10 protein-coding genes and 1 pseudogene are annotated in these 17062 nt (G+C 52.6%); 7 read left to right on the plus strand and 4 right to left on the minus strand.

The window, feature by feature from the left end:
- Nucleotides 1–206: 206 nt before the first annotated feature.
- The 3 genes and pseudogenes from HMPREF1487_RS20990 (at nucleotide 207) to HMPREF1487_RS21000 (ending at nucleotide 2592) form a co-directional block, all read left to right on the plus strand.
- A complete protein-coding gene (locus HMPREF1487_RS20990; protein ID WP_010798746.1) occupies nucleotides 207–728 on the plus strand; it encodes a cysteine hydrolase family protein in 522 nt (173 codons plus the stop codon).
- 346 nt (nucleotides 729–1074) lie between these two features.
- Nucleotides 1075–1224 (plus strand): annotated as a pseudogene (locus HMPREF1487_RS20995) (general stress protein); the annotation flags it as partial.
- A 345-nt stretch (nucleotides 1225–1569) separates the two neighbouring features.
- Nucleotides 1570–2592, plus strand: a complete 1023-nt coding sequence (locus tag HMPREF1487_RS21000; RefSeq protein ID WP_010798748.1) for a chemotaxis protein CheB — start codon at nucleotides 1570–1572, stop codon at nucleotides 2590–2592.
- Between the two features lie 109 nt (nucleotides 2593–2701).
- Here HMPREF1487_RS21000 and HMPREF1487_RS21005 read toward each other — a convergent pair whose 3' ends face one another.
- A complete protein-coding gene (locus HMPREF1487_RS21005; protein WP_010798749.1) occupies nucleotides 2702–4732 on the minus strand; it encodes a hybrid sensor histidine kinase/response regulator in 2031 nt (676 codons plus the stop codon).
- 729 nt (nucleotides 4733–5461) lie between these two features.
- Complete coding sequence (locus tag HMPREF1487_RS21015) at nucleotides 5462–6622, minus strand: hypothetical protein (protein ID WP_010798751.1); 1161 nt, start codon at nucleotides 6620–6622, stop codon at nucleotides 5462–5464.
- A 293-nt stretch (nucleotides 6623–6915) separates the two neighbouring features.
- Here HMPREF1487_RS21015 and HMPREF1487_RS21020 point away from each other — a divergent pair, with 293 nt between their 5' ends.
- Nucleotides 6916–7245 carry a DHCW motif cupin fold protein gene (locus HMPREF1487_RS21020; protein WP_010798752.1) on the plus strand — a complete coding sequence of 110 codons (330 nt, stop codon included), beginning with the start codon at nucleotides 6916–6918 and terminating at the stop codon, nucleotides 7243–7245.
- Between the two features lie 569 nt (nucleotides 7246–7814).
- On the opposite strand, the gene HMPREF1487_RS21025 is transcribed toward HMPREF1487_RS21020, so the two are convergent.
- Nucleotides 7815–9023: an SGNH/GDSL hydrolase family protein gene (locus HMPREF1487_RS21025; protein ID WP_037031092.1), complete on the minus strand. Its 1209-nt coding sequence runs from the start codon at nucleotides 9021–9023 to the stop codon at nucleotides 7815–7817.
- A gap of 588 nt (nucleotides 9024–9611) precedes the next feature.
- On the opposite strand from HMPREF1487_RS21025, the gene HMPREF1487_RS21030 reads away from it, so the two are divergent.
- Together HMPREF1487_RS21030 and HMPREF1487_RS21035 are read left to right on the plus strand one after the other, a co-directional pair.
- A complete protein-coding gene (locus HMPREF1487_RS21030) occupies nucleotides 9612–10406 on the plus strand; it encodes a DeoR/GlpR family DNA-binding transcription regulator (protein WP_010798755.1) in 795 nt (264 codons plus the stop codon).
- Nucleotides 10403–10792 (plus strand): VOC family protein, encoded by a 390-nt coding sequence (locus HMPREF1487_RS21035; RefSeq protein WP_010798756.1) that lies wholly within the window; start codon nucleotides 10403–10405, stop codon nucleotides 10790–10792. Before HMPREF1487_RS21030 ends, HMPREF1487_RS21035 begins: the two co-directional genes overlap by 4 nt.
- A 118-nt stretch (nucleotides 10793–10910) precedes the next feature.
- Here the strand turns inward: HMPREF1487_RS21035 and HMPREF1487_RS21040 are convergent, their stop codons facing one another.
- The gene (locus HMPREF1487_RS21040; RefSeq protein WP_010798757.1) at nucleotides 10911–11861 is read right to left on the minus strand and encodes an IS481 family transposase; all 951 of its coding nucleotides are present in this window, start codon (nucleotides 11859–11861) and stop codon (nucleotides 10911–10913) included.
- Between the two features lie 238 nt (nucleotides 11862–12099).
- Between HMPREF1487_RS21040 and HMPREF1487_RS21045 the strand changes: the two genes are divergently transcribed.
- Nucleotides 12100–17049, plus strand: coding sequence for an alpha-2-macroglobulin family protein (locus HMPREF1487_RS21045; RefSeq protein ID WP_010798758.1), 4950 nt, complete (start codon nucleotides 12100–12102; stop codon nucleotides 17047–17049).
- The last annotated feature ends 13 nt before the right edge of the window (nucleotides 17050–17062 follow it).

The raw sequence follows: 17062 nt of genomic DNA on the forward strand, positions 1-17062 counted from the left end.
CGGTATTGCTGACATTTGCAGCAGTCACTATATTCAAGACATGCATATAACTCAGCTCACCTCGACCGCTACCACCACGACCGCTATAGGCGGGCCGTGCAAGGTGTCGTGAGCAAGAGATAGCGAGCGAATCCAAAGGCCCCGCCAGCGATGGTAGGGGCTTTTTATTTGTCCTTACGTCACTGGCCAACGTAAGGACATAATCCATGCACGCACTCTTGATCCTCGATATGCAGGTAGGCCTGTTTCAAGGTCCAGACAAACCCTGGCTTGGCGATCGTCTACTTTCCACTCTAAATGACCTTATCTATCGAGCTCAAAAAGCGGGCTCTCCCGTTTTCCTTGCGAGGCATACAGGCCCTGCTGGTAGTCCGATTGAGCCGGGTAGCCCTTTCACTCAATTGGTAAATGGACTGGCTCTTGAAGGCTCCGAAATTATTTTCGATAAAACCAGGCCCAATGCGTTTGCTTTTACCAATCTGGCCGAACAGCTCCGATCAAAAGGCGTTGATACTGTTCTAATTGCGGGCATGAAGACTCAGTACTGTATCGACAGTACCTGCCGCGCAGCACGGGACCTAGGATTCGAGGCTATCCTTATAGAGGATGGACATACCTGCTCAGATACGCCAGTGATGAGCGCTAACGCTATTATTGACCATCATAACGCGACACTCGTGGGTGCCTTTTGCCAGGTCATGAAAGCCACAGAATGCGAGTTCAAATAAGCAATCTGTCCATTTGGATAGGGTTGCAGCGGGTTTATACGGCTCGCTGCAATGCTCCAGTGCCTGTCGTCACTGGGGTATACTTCTGAGGCTGCACACTTGGCTGAGCTGCATTTACGGTAATACCTCTTAAGCGAGGCTGATAGGGCCGCGTACTTTGATGTTCCTCGGAGTGCTTTCTAGAATCTGTTACTTACCCCTTATCCTATAAAAAGGGTATACCCAACTTTTAAGGAACTCCGTACAGCCTTTTCCCTTCCGATCTCTTGAAGGGTGATTGTTCCGATCAGCCAGGCAAGTCCTAACCATTGTGGAGAAAGACATGACAGCTAAAAACGACAATCCAGGTAACTTCGCTAACGATCGTGAGAAAGCCTCTGAAGCAGGCAAGAAAGGCGGTCAAAACAGCGGTGGCAACTTTGCCAACGATCGCGAGAAAGCCTCTGAAGCGGGCAAGAAAGGTGGCGAGCATAGCCATGGCGGCGGTCGTCAGTAAGAGATGACATGAGCGGGGGCATAAGCTCCCGTTCTGTTATGAATCTATCCATCCCCTGCTCTCGGCTCAATAAAGCCTGCCTTTCTTAGTCTTACCGCTTAAATGCCTTTAAAGCCTTTTGCTCTCGCTTTTTTCCGGCAGGGATTTGCTCATGCTGTCTCGCAAGCCGTTATCAGGATCTGAGATGGAAGAAGAGGCTAGGCTTGTATTTGAGCGATTTGGCCGAAATCCGATGTGCATGCTCGCTGAGTTGAGCGTTCGTAAAATGAGCAAGGCTTGGGTTGTTGCACACGGCAGGCCAACTCTCTGGTCCTAACCCTTATGTCCCAGCAAGGAATAAGGCCGATGAAATTGGATGCCGATACACGTAACATCGTAGTGATTGGGGCCTCCGCTGGAGGAGTCCAGGCATTGACCAAACTATTCCAGAGTCTTCCTCCTGGCCTTCCTGCCGCGTTCCTGGTAGTTCTTCATATACCCGCTTATGCACCCAGCGTGCTACCCGAGGTTCTTTCTCGCGTGACACAGATGCGGGTTGTGCCTGCCGATGACAGTCAGCCGCTCGAAGCTGGGAGTGTCTATGTGGCTACGTCAGATCGTCACCTGACGCTTGAAGAAGAAGGGCTACGTGTTACACGAGGCCCGAAGGAATGCCGGGTACGCCCAGCGATAGACGTTCTATTTCGCTCAGCCGCGGTCAGTCATGGTGCACGTGTAATCGGTGTCATTCTTACAGGGGCGCTTGACGATGGAACCGCAGGTCTCTGGGCGATTAAAGACAGAGAGGGCTTGGCTTTGGTACAGGATCCATCCGAGGCGATGCACGAATCAATGCCTGAAAGCGCCATAAAGCATGTAAAGGTTGATTTCATAGGCCCTATCGAGGCACTGGCTCAGCAGATAGTTAGGGCTGTGGGCACGCAGATAGATAGGCAGCATGCCCGTCCCGCCAGGGAAGGACACGTGATTGAGAAGCTGATTGAACTCAAGGGCAACGGCCTCGAAGCGGGTGTAATGTCCCTGGGCGCAGTATCAAAATATACTTGTCCCGAGTGTCATGGCTTCCTGGTACAGATCGAAGAAGGTTCTATTATCAGGTTTCGATGTCATACCGGACACGCCTTTTCGATGAAAACGCTCATTGCTGAGGTTAACGAGGCCATTGATAACGGGCTCTGGGACACCCTGCGTGCGGTTGAAGAACGCGTCGTCCTGCTCAGGCAAATGGCCGAGCTTGCAGACCGCGCAGGCTCGTACGATGAGGCTGCGCAGTGCCGCTATCAGGCAGACGAATCGGAGAAGCGGCTACAGCCGCTACGTGAGCTGGTACTGGACTCAGGATTTTTTGGCCATGACCAGATGGGGTAAAGATAGCAAAACGACTCTGTATAGAGCTGGTCGCCTAAGAGCCACAGCCTGCTTAACGTTATGGGCAGCGATGTAGAACGTGCCAAACCATCTTTTGGTCAGTGTCAGCTTATGAGGCCTTCAAAATTTCCTTGATTTTGCTGGCAAGTGCTTCGATTGCAAAAGGCTTGGTAATAATTTCCATGTTGGGTGCAAGATAACCGCTCACATTGGAGCCTTCCGCATAGCCAGTCGCAAAGAGAACCTTCAAGTTCGGTCGGCTTAGACGGGCAAAGTCAGCAAGCTGACGTCCATTCATGCCTGGTAGCCCTACATCAGAAATCATCAGATCAATGCGCTGATCGCTTTCTAAAAGAGGGATAGCCTCTTGAGCATCTGCCGCTTGAAGCGCCCGATAGCCTAACTCATCCAGTACCTCTACGATGAGCGAGCGAACCACTGCCTCATCTTCAACGACCAGTACGATTTCACCACTTCCTAACGGTGCCACCCTGTTTTTCTCTGCTGGCAACGTATTTGCGTCACCTTTATGGCAAGGCATATACAGGTAAACACTGGTTCCATTTCCAGGCTCAGAGAGAATCTGAACAGACCCTTTGGCCTGTTTCAGATAGCCATACACCATGGACAACCCTAGCCCTGTCCCTTGACCGATAGGTTTGGTGGTGTAAAAGGGCTCGAAGACCTTAGCTAACACATCAGGCGCCATTCCCATACCGGTATCCGTTACCGTCAACTGTATGTATTGGCCCTCCTTGAGCTCAGCCCATCTGGCCTCCTGGTCACTCTCTACGTCGAAAGCGGCAGTCGAAATGGTGATAGTGCCGCCGTGCGGCATAGCATCCCGTGCATTAATCACAAGGTTAATCAGGGCGCTCTCGAGTTGATTGGCATCCATGCAGGCCAGAGGAAGACCTGCGCTTAGCGCTGTTACAACCTTGATATTTTCCCCAGCCGTACGGTTAAGCAGATCCTCTAACGAGGCTACCAGCTGGTTAACGTCAATCGCCTTAAGATCCAGTGTCTGACGCCGAGAAAAAGCCAGAAGGCGCTGAGTGAGCGCTGCCGCCCGTTGGGCCGAAGTTACGGCAGCGTTTATATAGCGCTCATCATCCTTCGAACTGCCGGCACTGTGGCGCCGCTGCATCAGCTCCAGACTACCAATGATCCCTGTGAGCAGATTATTGAAGTCATGGGCAATACCGCCGGTGAGTTGCCCCACGGCTTCCATTTTTTGGGCCTGATGGAGTGTTTCTTCCACACGAGTACGCTCGGCTACCTCGGAGGCAACACGCGCTTCCAGTGTTTCATTGAGCTCACGCAAGGCGTTCTCAGCGTGCTTTCGAGCACTAATATCCACGCACGTACCTGTTACATACGATGGATTGCCTGCGGCATCTCTGAAAACATTACCTTTACAGACCAACCATCTTTCGTCCTGGTTACGCTGTAGCCGAAACTCAACTGTAAAATTGCCACCTTGCATACATTGAGCAAAGGATAGGCGTACCTGCGCCTGGTCCTCTGGATGTACATAGTCGAGAAAGCGCTCTATAGCATTATGGGTAAGGGTATCCGGCAGTTTGAACAGCTGTTGCAGCGCGCTATCAAAGTAGAGCCTGTCTTCATCGATATACCAGTCAAAGATACCGGCTTCAGATGCCAGCAGGGCAGCACGAAAACGCTCATCAACAACCTTGAGGTTTGAATTGGAGCGTTGTTGTTCGACAACCTGCTCCGTCACATCCTCGGTCTGATGGATGATGTAGATGACCTCGCCCTTTTCATCCAGCACAGGCGTATTAAGCGGACTCCAGTAGCGTACTTCAAAGCCCCCACCCTGCGCTGCCGGCCGAGGAATATCATACTTGGTGATTGCCATGCGATCAGGCGCTCGGGTCTGTACCACTCGCTCTAGCGAGGCGCGTAATACGCCTGCACCAAACTCTGTTCGCTCGTCCGGATTCTTTCCAAACACCTCGAATATCGATCGTCCTATGCAGTCCTCACGGCGCGTATTGGTTCCTCTAAGCCGCCCTTCGTTAGCAGCCAGCATGATGAACTCAGGACCTGTAGACAGGACCAGCACAAGGTGCGGAAGCGCTTCGAATAATGTCTGAAAATTTAGCTCTTGTTTCATCAAGACTCGCACTTTTGTCAGAGGTGAGCCAAGTAATGCGCCTGGATTTAGGCATTGCATTAATCAACCCGGTGTACTTGGCTGACCTTTAGAACGTTGCTTGTCAGGCCTTTAACTATCGATAGGGAAATCAGCGGTCAGTTCATTCATGCCGATAGCCGCACGAAGAAGCAGACAGGACTAAGGAAGACATGACATCGGCACCTCTTGATGACGGGAGGAGCACCAGGTTTATCGCCACCTGCAAACGTTCCGTTGATAAAGAGCTTGTCATCCAGGATCTCGCCTGTATTGAAATCTCGCTCCTTGCCTTTAAAGAATCGGCTCTCATGGGTCTTAACAAACCTGATTCCGCTGCACCTGCCTCTGTAGGAGCCATTTGGGTTGAGGCCGATGGAGTCGTCCATTGCTATCTTTGTGAACAATTAAGTCCTAGTTATTAGAGAAGAGCAATAGACTTAAGAACAGTTTACTTACCAGCGTAACGGTAAAGATAGCTTAGCCGTTTCTACTAATTAAGTAGATCGATCCTTTAGCTGTAAATAGGTCGGCGTTCCCATAGGGTATACCTTAATGCCTACACCGGAAAAAACCATTATAAATAGGACGTTATTATCAAGCATTGAGGAAACAGACGTCTAACAAACAAACTATGTTTGACTTGTTCTTATAACCGGTGTGTGCAAGTTACAAAGCTGATACCACATGAGTGGCATCAGCTTAGATGCGTTACCGTTGAGTAATAGAGACTATGTTGCCCATACCCGCTTGCGTAACAACAGTCGTATTTCCCTGGCCGCCTGGGTTGTATTCCTGAGTTTGACTGATGCTAACTCTGTTACCCTCACCGTTTTGTCTGACCGTGGCGGAATGACCTGCTGGGTCAAATGTAAAATGGTCGCTTTGTAACAGAGTAATCTCGTTAGCGCTGCCAAACTGGCTAACATCGGCATAATTATTACTGTCAGCCTGATCGATAGAGAGCAGGTTACTGTCACCTTCCTGAGCATATGCAACGGTTGAGCCTTCGCCACGGTGATCTATATCGACAGCGTTGTTATTGCCGACGGAACGCCCATAAAGCTGGCCACCTATCCCTTGCGAAACAACTGCATTATTGCCGTTGCCTTGCTGACTGAGGTTTACGGAGTTAAGACCTCCCTGGCTAACTGAAGCCGAGTTAGCATCGCCTTCTTGATAAAGGGCGACACTGTTCTGCCCGTAACGGCCCCCACCATTAATCACATCAGCCAAGTTATTGTTGCCATTTTGACTGATAGTGGAATCTGCTCCACCCGCTCCCCCAAAGCTCTGCCCCAGAGTTATCTGGTTACTGTTGCCCGTCTGCTCTACTTGCGCGGTTACGTAGTCAGTCTGAGAAACCGTCAGCTGATTATTATTACCCGTTGTAGTAGCAGTCAGAGTGTTATCACCATATACGCTTCCCTGATGAATATCATAGGTATTGTTGTTTCCTTCCTGATATAGCGTAGCGTTATTTGTGTAAAAACTTCCTTGCTGCTCAAGCTTTACAGTATTGCTGTCCCCTGATTGAGTTACTGATGCAGTGTGGCCTGCTTGCAGCTCAATATAATCGGGATGTTGATAGACAGAGGCAAGATTCCCATTACCGCTTTGATTAACATTGACCTCACTGCCATAGCCCTCCTGAAGAGTTTCTACGGAATTATTGTTCCCGCTCTGCACAACGGCAGACCGATGCGCATCACCCGTCTGGGTCTGTGTTGCCGTATTGCCTTCCCCGCTCTGTTCGAGCGTGACTTCATTGTTATTTCCATTCTGTGTCTGGGTGGCGGTGTGGCTAGCGGCTAGTGTGGTACCCGAGATAGCGAAAAGGACAGTTAGTGCCAGAGGCTTTAGCATAAACATGAGGTACTTTCCTTGTGAGACCAAAGATTTCGATTCGCTAAGTCGAAAGACGAAGCTAGAAATCTATAGACCAGCCTTATAAGGTCAGCAAATGGATGAGTACCCATTCGACTAACGGGCGGTAATGCACGGTCATTAAGTGTAGTCGCTGAGGCATACCCAGCGACTACAAATCTTTAATAACCATTACTGTCTAGCATCCGTTATTGGTTGATTGGACTAGCTAGATTACGATTACTCGCCTTAGGTGCTGTAACGTCATCCTCTTCCTGGGACCAGCTGAGACAAAACTCATGCAAATTGACAACATACCTTTTGGAACAACTGACTGGTCTACGATTGAGCCGACAACCCATCCTGGCGAAACCGGCTCGGCTTACTGGCGTACCCAAACCTATGGTTCCATCCGAGTACGAATGGTTGAGTATAGTGCTGGCTACCTAGCAGACCATTGGTGCTCGAAAGGTCACATACTGTTTTGTCTTGAAGGTGAACTACAGACTGAGCTTGACGATGGTCGTCAATTCACTCTTAAGCCAGGCATGAGCTATCAGGTCGCAGATAATGCTGAGGCACACCGCTCTTACACGGCTAGCGGAGCAAGGCTCTTCGTGGTCGACTGATGAATGCTCATAAGATGTAACGAAGCCAGGACGATAGCTATTCATCATTAGGGTGTACCCGAGCAGTAACAGCTGCTGGCTATCGTCCAGGTGTAGCAATAAATGGCAGACTGACTTAACGACTACATCGCTTATTTGCAACACCTAACCACTACACTTGATATGCTAAGCAGTTACCTACTCCTGCCTTGGAGCTAGCGCTAATAATCTAGCCGTCAATCGCTCTCAAAAATTGCACCTGCTGTCCTTCACGACTAATTGAGATGGTGCATCGCAGCCTTTTACATCATGCTTTTCGTACAGATAGCAAAAACTGCCAGAGCATCTAGTGCTCAATAATTAAGATGTGAATACCAATCTGTATAACCAGTACCAGAACAATAAGAAGTGACCATTAAAAGGCACTTCAAGTATTGATAGCGATAAAGACATAACTGAAGCTGTAAGCTATCGACAGAACGGATGACGCATTTAATATCTCCCTCAAGTAATGGTCTGGAAATGACAGGTCCCCATAGCTGCCTGCAAGCAAGAAGCCTTTGTGAAAGGCCTCTTGCTATACACCCTTGTTACTTGAGCCAATCCAGGTTGACGGCATTAGCCATTGCAAGGAAGCCAGTCTCGTTGGGATGAATATGATCGCCCGAGTCGAACAAGGGGTTCAATCGGGTCGGTCTTTTCGGGTCACGCATGGTTTTGTCAAAATCGATAACCGCATCATAGGCCCCGCTTTCACGAATCCACTTGTTTACTTCCTGACGCTTGGCCTCGCCCTGCCGGGTGTAATAGCTGCCCCCTTCATACGGTAGAAGCGTGGCACCAATTACCTTTAGACCATGGGTTTTCGCACGGGCAATCAGCTGCTTGTAACCTGCAATGATCTGCTTGGCACTTACCTTTTCCCGAGAACCGGGCAAATCCGAATAGCCAATATCGTTGATGCCTTCGAGTAATATCAGATGCGTAACGCCAGGCTGCGCGATGACATCTCGATCGAAGCGTGACAGTGCGCTTGGTCCCACCTGCTCGTGCAGGATGCGGTTGCCGCTAATGCCGAGATTAAGAACACCCTTGGTATTGATATCGGATCGGTTCAGCAGGCGGCGAGCCAGATAGTCAGTCCAACGGTTGTTTGTATCTACCGCGGCATTGAGACCATCTGTAATCGAGTCGCCAAATGCGACAACAGCTGTGGTGTCCTTATGGGTCAGAATATCCACACCCGTTAGGAAGTACCATGAAGTGCTGGTCGACTTTGCTTGTAACGCGCGCGCTTTCGTATGGTTGCCGGACATAGAAATATAGTTGGTCTGCTTGCCCAACGTATGTACGGTTTTAGCTTCGGTCTGCTCTGGTAGATAAAGGCTGACAGCCAGATCGGCTTGTGAAGAGAACCGCATGTCTAAAGGATCGCTGTACATCACCGCTCCAGGCGGGATTGTCGTCGAGGATATTCCTCCAAACGTCAAGGGCCGGTCTGTATCAGGGTTGATGGTGTTCTTACCAGCACTCAATGCAACCCGGGCCTCGCCAATCACCAGCGGAGTCTTGCCCAAGGCATTGGATAAGCGAACTCGAAACTTATAGCCTCCAATAGAGGTATGAACGATCTGGCGTATCGTCTGATTGTTCACCCTGACGACAGTCTCTTTTGAGCCGGCAGAAGCACCGTTGGCTTGCGGAGCCGCGGCCCAGCTTCCAACCCAATGAGGACTTTGCGGCTGAGCCGCCAGCGAATAATTACTCGCCATCAGAAGCGCTGCCGCCAGGGTGGACATTGACCACCGTTTTAGGGATTTCCTGTGAGCGGCTGCAAAAATATTAGCGTTATTTTTAGTATGGAATTCAACCACGTTTCGTTTCCTGCTTTTCTATAAACCCGACCAACGCTAGACGCTAAACCCGCTCCTGTCCAAAAACGCGGCTGCGCTTGTTCAATAAAGTAGTGCTATTTCAATAAATTAGCGTCGGTTTACCTGAAGCAGGCAGCTCATGCGCATAAATAATTAATCCGCTGAGGTACAGAGGTAATCTTGGCGGAGGCAGAAAACAAACATGCGCATAAAGCAATCAGGCAGATACTGCTATATTACCTTTTTTAGCAACATTCTGACATCCATATACATTTATACCTTTGTGTCCTCCTTTAACTTAGTGCTGAGACAAGGATTTATGCAGCAGGACAAATAGGATACTGCTTTAAGGAATACCCTAGTGAAGCTACACCTGATTTAAGGCATTGCTCAAACAGGTCCACTCACGCCAGCAAAACACGCCAAATCGTGCATAAATTCTGACTTAATAATTATTTATTGCATGTTTATGCGTCTTTATGCATAATTAATAGATCAACTGAGTACACGATCATGCCTATTCTTAAAGATATTCTTCCTCATGAACGTCAGTCCGTGATTCTCCAGCGCCTGGATTCTCAAGGGCGGGTCATCGCAGCGGATCTGGCAAAAGAAATGAGCGTTTCTGAAGACTCGATTCGCAGAGATCTACGCGAACTGGCTCAAAGAGGACTATGCCGTCGAGTATATGGGGGCGCTTTGTCTGTTGCCCCTGACCCCGGCCCGTTAAATAAACGTATTCAAAACAGCACACCTATCCTCTCGGTGCTGGCCGAAGCAGCGGCAGCATTGGTCGATCCAGGCCAGACGATTTTTCTGGATGCAGGCTCAACCAACCGGGCAATTGCATTGGCCCTTCCTTCACAGGCCAACCTCACAGTCATCACCAACGCGCCCGCTATTGGCGAAGCACTACTGAGCAAGCCTGGGGTAGAGACGATCCTGATCGGGGGCCGCCTCGACTCAAAAGCGGGTGGCAGCCTGGGGGCAAAAGCACTAAGGGAAATCCAGGCTATTCACGCAGACATTTATTTCATGGGGGCCTGCGCGCTCAGCTTTGAAACGGGCGTGACGGCATTCAACTTCGAGGAAGCGGAGCTCAAGCGCGCCCTGGTGAACGCGGCCAACGCCACGGTTATTACCCTGTCTGCCGATAAATTCGACACCCTGGCGCCCTATCAGGTGATCCCCAGCGAGGCGATCGATCATTTGGTGATTGAAACAAACAACCAGGTCGAGCCGCGCCTGAAGGCATTTCGAAAATCAGGCTGCTCGGTACAGACCGTACACACTGAGGAGGCGCTATGAAGATTGCACACGTTGCCCTATGGACACTTGATCTTGAGCGGGCCGCCGATTTCTGGCATCAGACCTTTAGCGCCCGCATCGGTCAGCCTTACCACAGCCAGACCAACAAAGGCTTCATTTCTCGCTTCGTCACTCTAGAGGACGGACCGACTATCGAACTGATGACGCATCCGAGACTGAACCAAGCCACCATCTCTTCAGACACACCTGTAACAGGCTGGGCCCATATCGCCATCTCGCTGGGATCGGAAGACGCCGTCAGAAAACTTGCTGGGCATATGGGCGGCGAACAGGCGCTAGTATCCGCGCCACGCTGGACGGGCGATGGCTTCTTCGAAGCGGTGATTAGGGATCCCGATGGCAATCTAATCGAAATAACGGCCTGATCGTTTGATTTTCTTGGCCACGCTGCTGAATATCAACAATACCGCTAGCTTGTGGCTTACACATTCGGCCTCGCTTATTCAAATAGCGAGGCCGATTTTCAGAGGCCTTCTCAAGAACCTAGGTGTTAGGTCCCGGGAAGAAGAGGTTTGGGTCGGTTAAAAAGAGCTGTGGTTGTTTATGCCATTGCCCGAGGATAAAGCCAATCGGTGTTTGCCCTTTCAAGGCGCGCAATGGACGAGCGCTGTTATACGCCCACAGATAATCCTTTATATGCTCCTGCAGCTGTTTAAGCGAGGCATAATGAAAGGCCTTGATGGTGGCCTGCTTGATCGTCCGGTTCATGCGCTCAACCTGGCCATTGGTCCAGGGATGGAAGGGCTTGGTTAGCCGATGTTCAATGCCGTGCCGATAACAGACCACATCGAAAGGATGGGCCCGATAGCGTTCTGTACCTGTCTTCTTGGCAAATTGGATACCGTTGTCGGTGAGTACCGTATGCACTTTATAAGGTAATGTCTTAAGCGTGGCCTCCAAAAAGTCGACCGCATCTTTGCGCCTCATCTGCGTGTGCAACTCGGCATAGACAAACTTCGACATGCGATCGATCGCCACAAAGAGATAGGCCCGGCCCTCTGCGGTATGCACCTCGGTGATATCGATATGCAGATAGCCCAGCGGATAGCGTTTGAAGGCTTTCTTCTCACGTACCGGCTCAGCTGAGCGCGGGAGGTTGCTGATGCCGTGCCGCTGGTAGAGCCGATGCAGGCCCGAGCGCGAAAGCCTGGGTATGAAGCGCTGCAAGGCATGCAGGCAATCGTCCAGAGGCAGCACCGTCTTCTGCCGGAACGCAATCGCAGCGGCCTCTTCAGCCAGGGTCAGGGAGGTCGAATGCGGCTCCCGAGGTCCCATGGGCTGATCTTCAACCGAGTCGCGCTTACGCCACTTGATCACGGTCTTGGGGTTTAAGTTGTAACGCTTACTCAGCGTCGCGATCGAATCCTGCGATCGCTGTAACTCCGCTCGGATGGCGTGCGTGGTCGTGGCGCGCTTGTGTAGAACCTGAGCCATGGATCCTCCTCCGATAGAGGTCTATACCATAAACCCTTTCTCCCTGGGACCAAACACCTAGGCACCGCAGGATCTCTCACACCGGGTAGCCTCGATGCTTTACACAGTGGCACGTATCAACTAACAACCATCCTTTGAAAAGCAAAAATAAAAATAGTTAAGCCTTGGCGCGCAAACCATATTCCTGCCAGGGTCAGTCGGAGTATGATCCGCGCCCCGACCTGTTAATGGAACTAACATGCGCCTCAAAGGGATATTACTCAGCGCGATTCTGTGCCTGCTTGCCGCCTGCGACGCCTCTCAGGATGCGCCAACGGGATCTACATCCAAGACCGCGCCTGAATCATCCGGATCGCCTGCATCTGCGACTATTGATGCTAAAACAGCCGAATCGGCACCGGTATCAAAAACTCAGGACATTGCCCAGACAGCCGAGCGATACGCTGGCCGAGCATTGACTGTGGTTGACGCCTCTGAGATTCAGCTGGACGGTGCCAGCACATTGTCGGTTACGTTTTCAGTCCCCTTGCAACGCGAACAGGCATTTCATCAGTACCTTCATCTGACAGACAAGACCGCCGGCCCGGTTGATGGCGCCTGGGAACTGTCGGATAACCAGATGGAGCTTCGGCTGCGCCATTTGCAGCCCAAGCGTGAGCTTACTCTGACCATTGATGCGGGCCTAAAAGCCATCAATGACAACGCGCTGAATGCCCCTTACACCACCTCACTCAACACGCGAAACATTACCCCAAGCGTTGGCTTCGCCAGTCGTGGCTCACTCCTGCCAACACGACTGGCCGAGGGGCTTCCGGTCATTGCCCTGAACGTCGATAAAATCAATGTCGACTTTTTTCGCATCAAGCCCGATGCGCTGCCAGCCTTCCTTGCCAGGTGGGGTAATCGAGCCACAATGGGGTATTGGGAGTCGAGCGAAATACTGCCAATGGCAGAGCTGGTCTATACCGGCCGATTCAACCTGTCACCCAAGTTGAATACCCGGGAAACCGTACTGCTGCCCCTGACTGGGATAGAGCCCCTCAAAGAAAGCGGCGTTTATTTGGCCGTGATGCAACAGGCCGGCAAATACGACTATCAACAGTCGACTACGCTGCTGACGTTGAGCGATATCGGCCTGTCGGCCCATCGCTATCGGGATCGGATCGATGTCTTCACTCAGGCTCTAAGCGGCGGAAAGCCACTGGGCAAGATTGCCATTCGGGTACTGGATAAAGACAGTGCAGTTCTGGCTGAAACCCAGACCGATGCCCAAGGACATGCGCAGCTTACCGTCAACGGTAACGCACGCGTGCTGCTGGCTCAGCATGATGGGCAAACCAGCCTACTGCGACTGGATAACCCCGCATTGGATCTGGCTGAATACAAGATCGATGGCCCAAGACAACAACCGCAGCAGTTCTTTGTATTTGGCCCTCGTGACCTGTATCGACCCGGTGAGACCGTGTTGCTGAATGCCCTATTGCGCGACGGAGACGGACATGCGCTGCCACCACACCCGGTCCCGGTCGAGGTTCGTCGGCCGGATAACCAGACGAGCCGTCGCTTCGTCTGGAAGCCTGATGCAAATGGTCTTTACCAATATGAACTGCAACTGGGTGAAGAAGCACCTACCGGCCGCTGGCAACTGGTCATGCAGGTAGACGGGGCTACGCCTCAACTGTATGAGTTTTCCGTCGAAGATTTCCTTCCAGAGCGCATGGCGCTTGAGCTCAAGGGTGAAGACGCGCCGCTGGCTCCAGATGAACCATTTGAAGTCAGCGTGACCGGCCGCTACCTGTACGGAGCACCCGCGAATGGCAATACCCTTTCCAGCCAGCTGTATGTCAGACCACTTCGCGAAGCCGTGGCAACCCTGCCGGGTTATCAGTTCGGCTCCATTACCGAGGCCGACCTCAGCCAGGACCTTGACCTGGATGACCTGACGCTGGATACCAAAGGACGCGGACTTCTTTCCCAGGATACCCGTTGGAGCGAAGCGCGCTCGCCCCTGCAGTTGATTTTGCAGTCCAGCCTGCAGGAGTCAGGCGGCAGACCGGTGACACGTCGTCTTGTCCAACCGGTCTGGCCCGCTCAACACCTTCCCGGAATTCGCCCTCTATTCAATGACGGCGAGGTCGATGCAAATAGCCAGGCGGGCTTTGAGATCGTTATGGCCAACGCGCAGGGTAAGAAACTACAGGCCAGCCAGCTACGGGTCCGTTTGGTCCGTGAACGAAGGGACTATTACTGGGGTTTTTCTGATGATGAAGGCTGGAGTAGTCGTTACAACGAAAAAGCCATCACCATGTCTGAAGAGACGATCGATATTGCGGCAAACGGTTCAGCGAAGGTCAGTTTTCCTGTGGAATGGGGTCCTTACCGGGTCGAAGTGGAAGACTCCGAGATCGGCCTGATAAGCAGTGTTCGGTTCTGGGCAGGCTATCGGTGGCAGGACAACACCGACAACGGAAGCGTACGGCCTGACCAGGTCAAGCTTTCGCTCGACCGTCCAGCCTACCCCGCGGGCGATCAGGCTCGCATCACTGTCACGCCTCCTACAGCAGGCAATGGTTATCTGCTCGTGGAGTCCGCCGAGGGTCCGCTCTGGTGGCAGCCTATCGAAGTGCCGGAAGGCGGCAAGACGTTTGATGTGCCCGTCGCCAAGGATTGGTCTCGTCATGATCTGTATGTCACGGCGCTGGTTATACGCCCAGGTGAAGCCAAGACAGGCGTTACCCCCAAGCGTGCGGTAGGCCTGCTCCATCTCCCGCTGGACCGTGAAGCCCGTCGCCTGAACCTGACGGTAAACACCCCTGCACGCATGGAGCCGGGGCAACCATTAAAGGTCCGCCTGCAGGCACGCAACGCCGATGGATCGATTCCTCAACAGGCGCACGTTCTGGTGTCGGCTGTCGATACCGGTGTTTTGAGCATCACTCGATATACCACACCGGACCCCTTCTCAGCCTTCTTTGGCCGTAAGGCCTACACGGCCGATCAGTTCGATGTGTATGGCCAGCTGATCGAGGCAGGCCGTGGCCGCCTGGCAGCTCTGGCTTTTGGTGGTGACGCGGACCTGTCGGCCGGGGGCAAGCGGCCCCCTACCAAGGTGAAAATTCTCTCTGAGCAGAGTCAGGCAGTAACCTTCGATGCAGAAGGTAATGCCGAGGTAAGCCTGCCGGTTGACGATTTTAACGGTGAGTTGCGCGTCATGGCTCAGGCCTGGACAGAAGATCGGTTCGGGGCGGGTGAAAGCAAGGTCACTGTTGCGGCACCTCTGGTGGCTGAGTTGGCTGCACCTCGCTTTCTTGCAAGCGGTGACGAAACGACATTGGCCCTGGATGTGACAAACCTTTCTGGACGCACTCAGCAGCTAACGGTCAAAACCGAGGTCTCAGGACGCCTGGCTTTGCAGGAAACCGTCGACAAACCTCTTACCTTAAAAGAAGGGCAACGCGTAACACTCAAGGTACCGGTAAAAGCGCTTGGGGGTTACGGAACAGGCAAGGTTACCGTGCGGATCACGGGGCTGGTTATGCCAGAGGGTAGCTCGTCGCTGTCTCGCGACTGGACGCTAGGTGTTCGCCCGGCCTATCCGGCACGCCGTGACCAATTCTCTGTCGCGCTGGACGCCAGCACACCCTCCTGGAGCTTACCGGCATCGGTGCTTGAAGCCTATGCTCCAGAAACGCGGGAAGCCATGCTGGCAGTATCCAGCCAGCCACCGCTTAATCTGGCCGAGCATATTAAGGCACTTGAGGCCTACCCATACGGCTGTCTCGAACAGACCACCAGTGGGCTTTACCCCTCTCTTTATGCAGACGCCGAATCACTCAAGCGTCTCGGCATTCAGGGTGAGCAGGAGAGCGACCGCCGCCGCAAGATCGAGGTGGGAATCGATCGACTGCTAGGAATGCAACGATACTCGGGCGGCTTCGGTCTCTGGAGCGCAGAAAGTTCAGAAGAGTACTGGCTGACAGCGTATGTCACTGACTTCCTGCTACGGGCTCGGGAGCGAGGCTTTGCTGTACCCACCGAACCTCTGAACAAGGCAACACAACGGCTGCTGCGCTATCTGCAAGACCCTAATCAGATCGATGTAGGGTATAGCGAAAACGCCACACATGACCGCTTTGCCGTTCAGGCCTATGCGGCTTATGTACTGGCACGCAGCAAACAGGCACCGCTTGGCGCACTGCGTAGCCTGTTTGATCGCCGTGAAGCTGCAGCGTCCGGCCTGCCCTTGGTCCATCTTGCCATTGCCCTGCAGCGCATGGGTGATAATGATCGGGCAATGCAAGCGTTGACGGCCGGACTTGCACAGGTTCGCGCCTCAAAGGCTTGGTTCCATGACTACGGTAGTGTCTTGCGTGACGAGGCGCAGATTCTGGCACTGCTCGAAGAAAATGACCTGGCGGCAGACCAACGTACCCAACGTCTGTTTGCGCTGGCGGAAGAGTTGTCTACTCATCAGTGGCTGTCGACGCAAGAACGAAACTGGCTATATCTCGCGGGTCGCTCGGTCATGAGTAAACCGGCCCAGCCCTGGAAGGTCGAATTGACTCTGGCAGGAGCCCCGCGCGAACTGGCCGATAACCGTGACGTAACGCAGCACATCGATGGTGCCGAACTCAATACACCGCTTTCGGTACGCAACACGGGTGATGCAGTGGTGTATCAGCAGCTGACTGTGACCGGTTATGGGATGCAGACACCAGCACCTATCAGCGAAAACCTGAGCATCGAGCGCAGCTACCTGGGGATGGATGGCCGTCCGGTCAACCTGTCTCAACTCCATAGTGGCGAGCTTGTGCTTGTGCACCTTGCCGTACGGGCTCATCAACGTGTACCCGATGCGCTGGTGGTCGACCTGCTACCGGCAGGACTTGAGCTGGAAAACCAGAACCTGGCACAAAGCGCAGCCAGCCTGGAAGACGCCGGCAGCAACGTTCGTGAATGGGTAAAGGCGATGCAGAACGGTACGCTCAAGCATCAGGAGTACCGAGATGATCGTTATGTTGCCGCCGTAGATGTCAACGGCTATGGCACCACGCATCTGGTATACCTGGCGCGGGCCGTTACACCAGGACGCTACCTCGTGCCACCACCCCAGGTGGAGTCCATGTATCGCCCTGCCTGGCAAGCGCTGGGTGCTACCCCTGATCAACTGGTTGTTCTGCCGCGTTAAGCGGCAGACCTCC

Source organism: Pseudomonas sp. HPB0071 (genome assembly GCF_000478505.2).
Taxonomy (GTDB): Bacteria; Pseudomonadota; Gammaproteobacteria; order Pseudomonadales; family Pseudomonadaceae; genus Chryseomonas; species Chryseomonas luteola.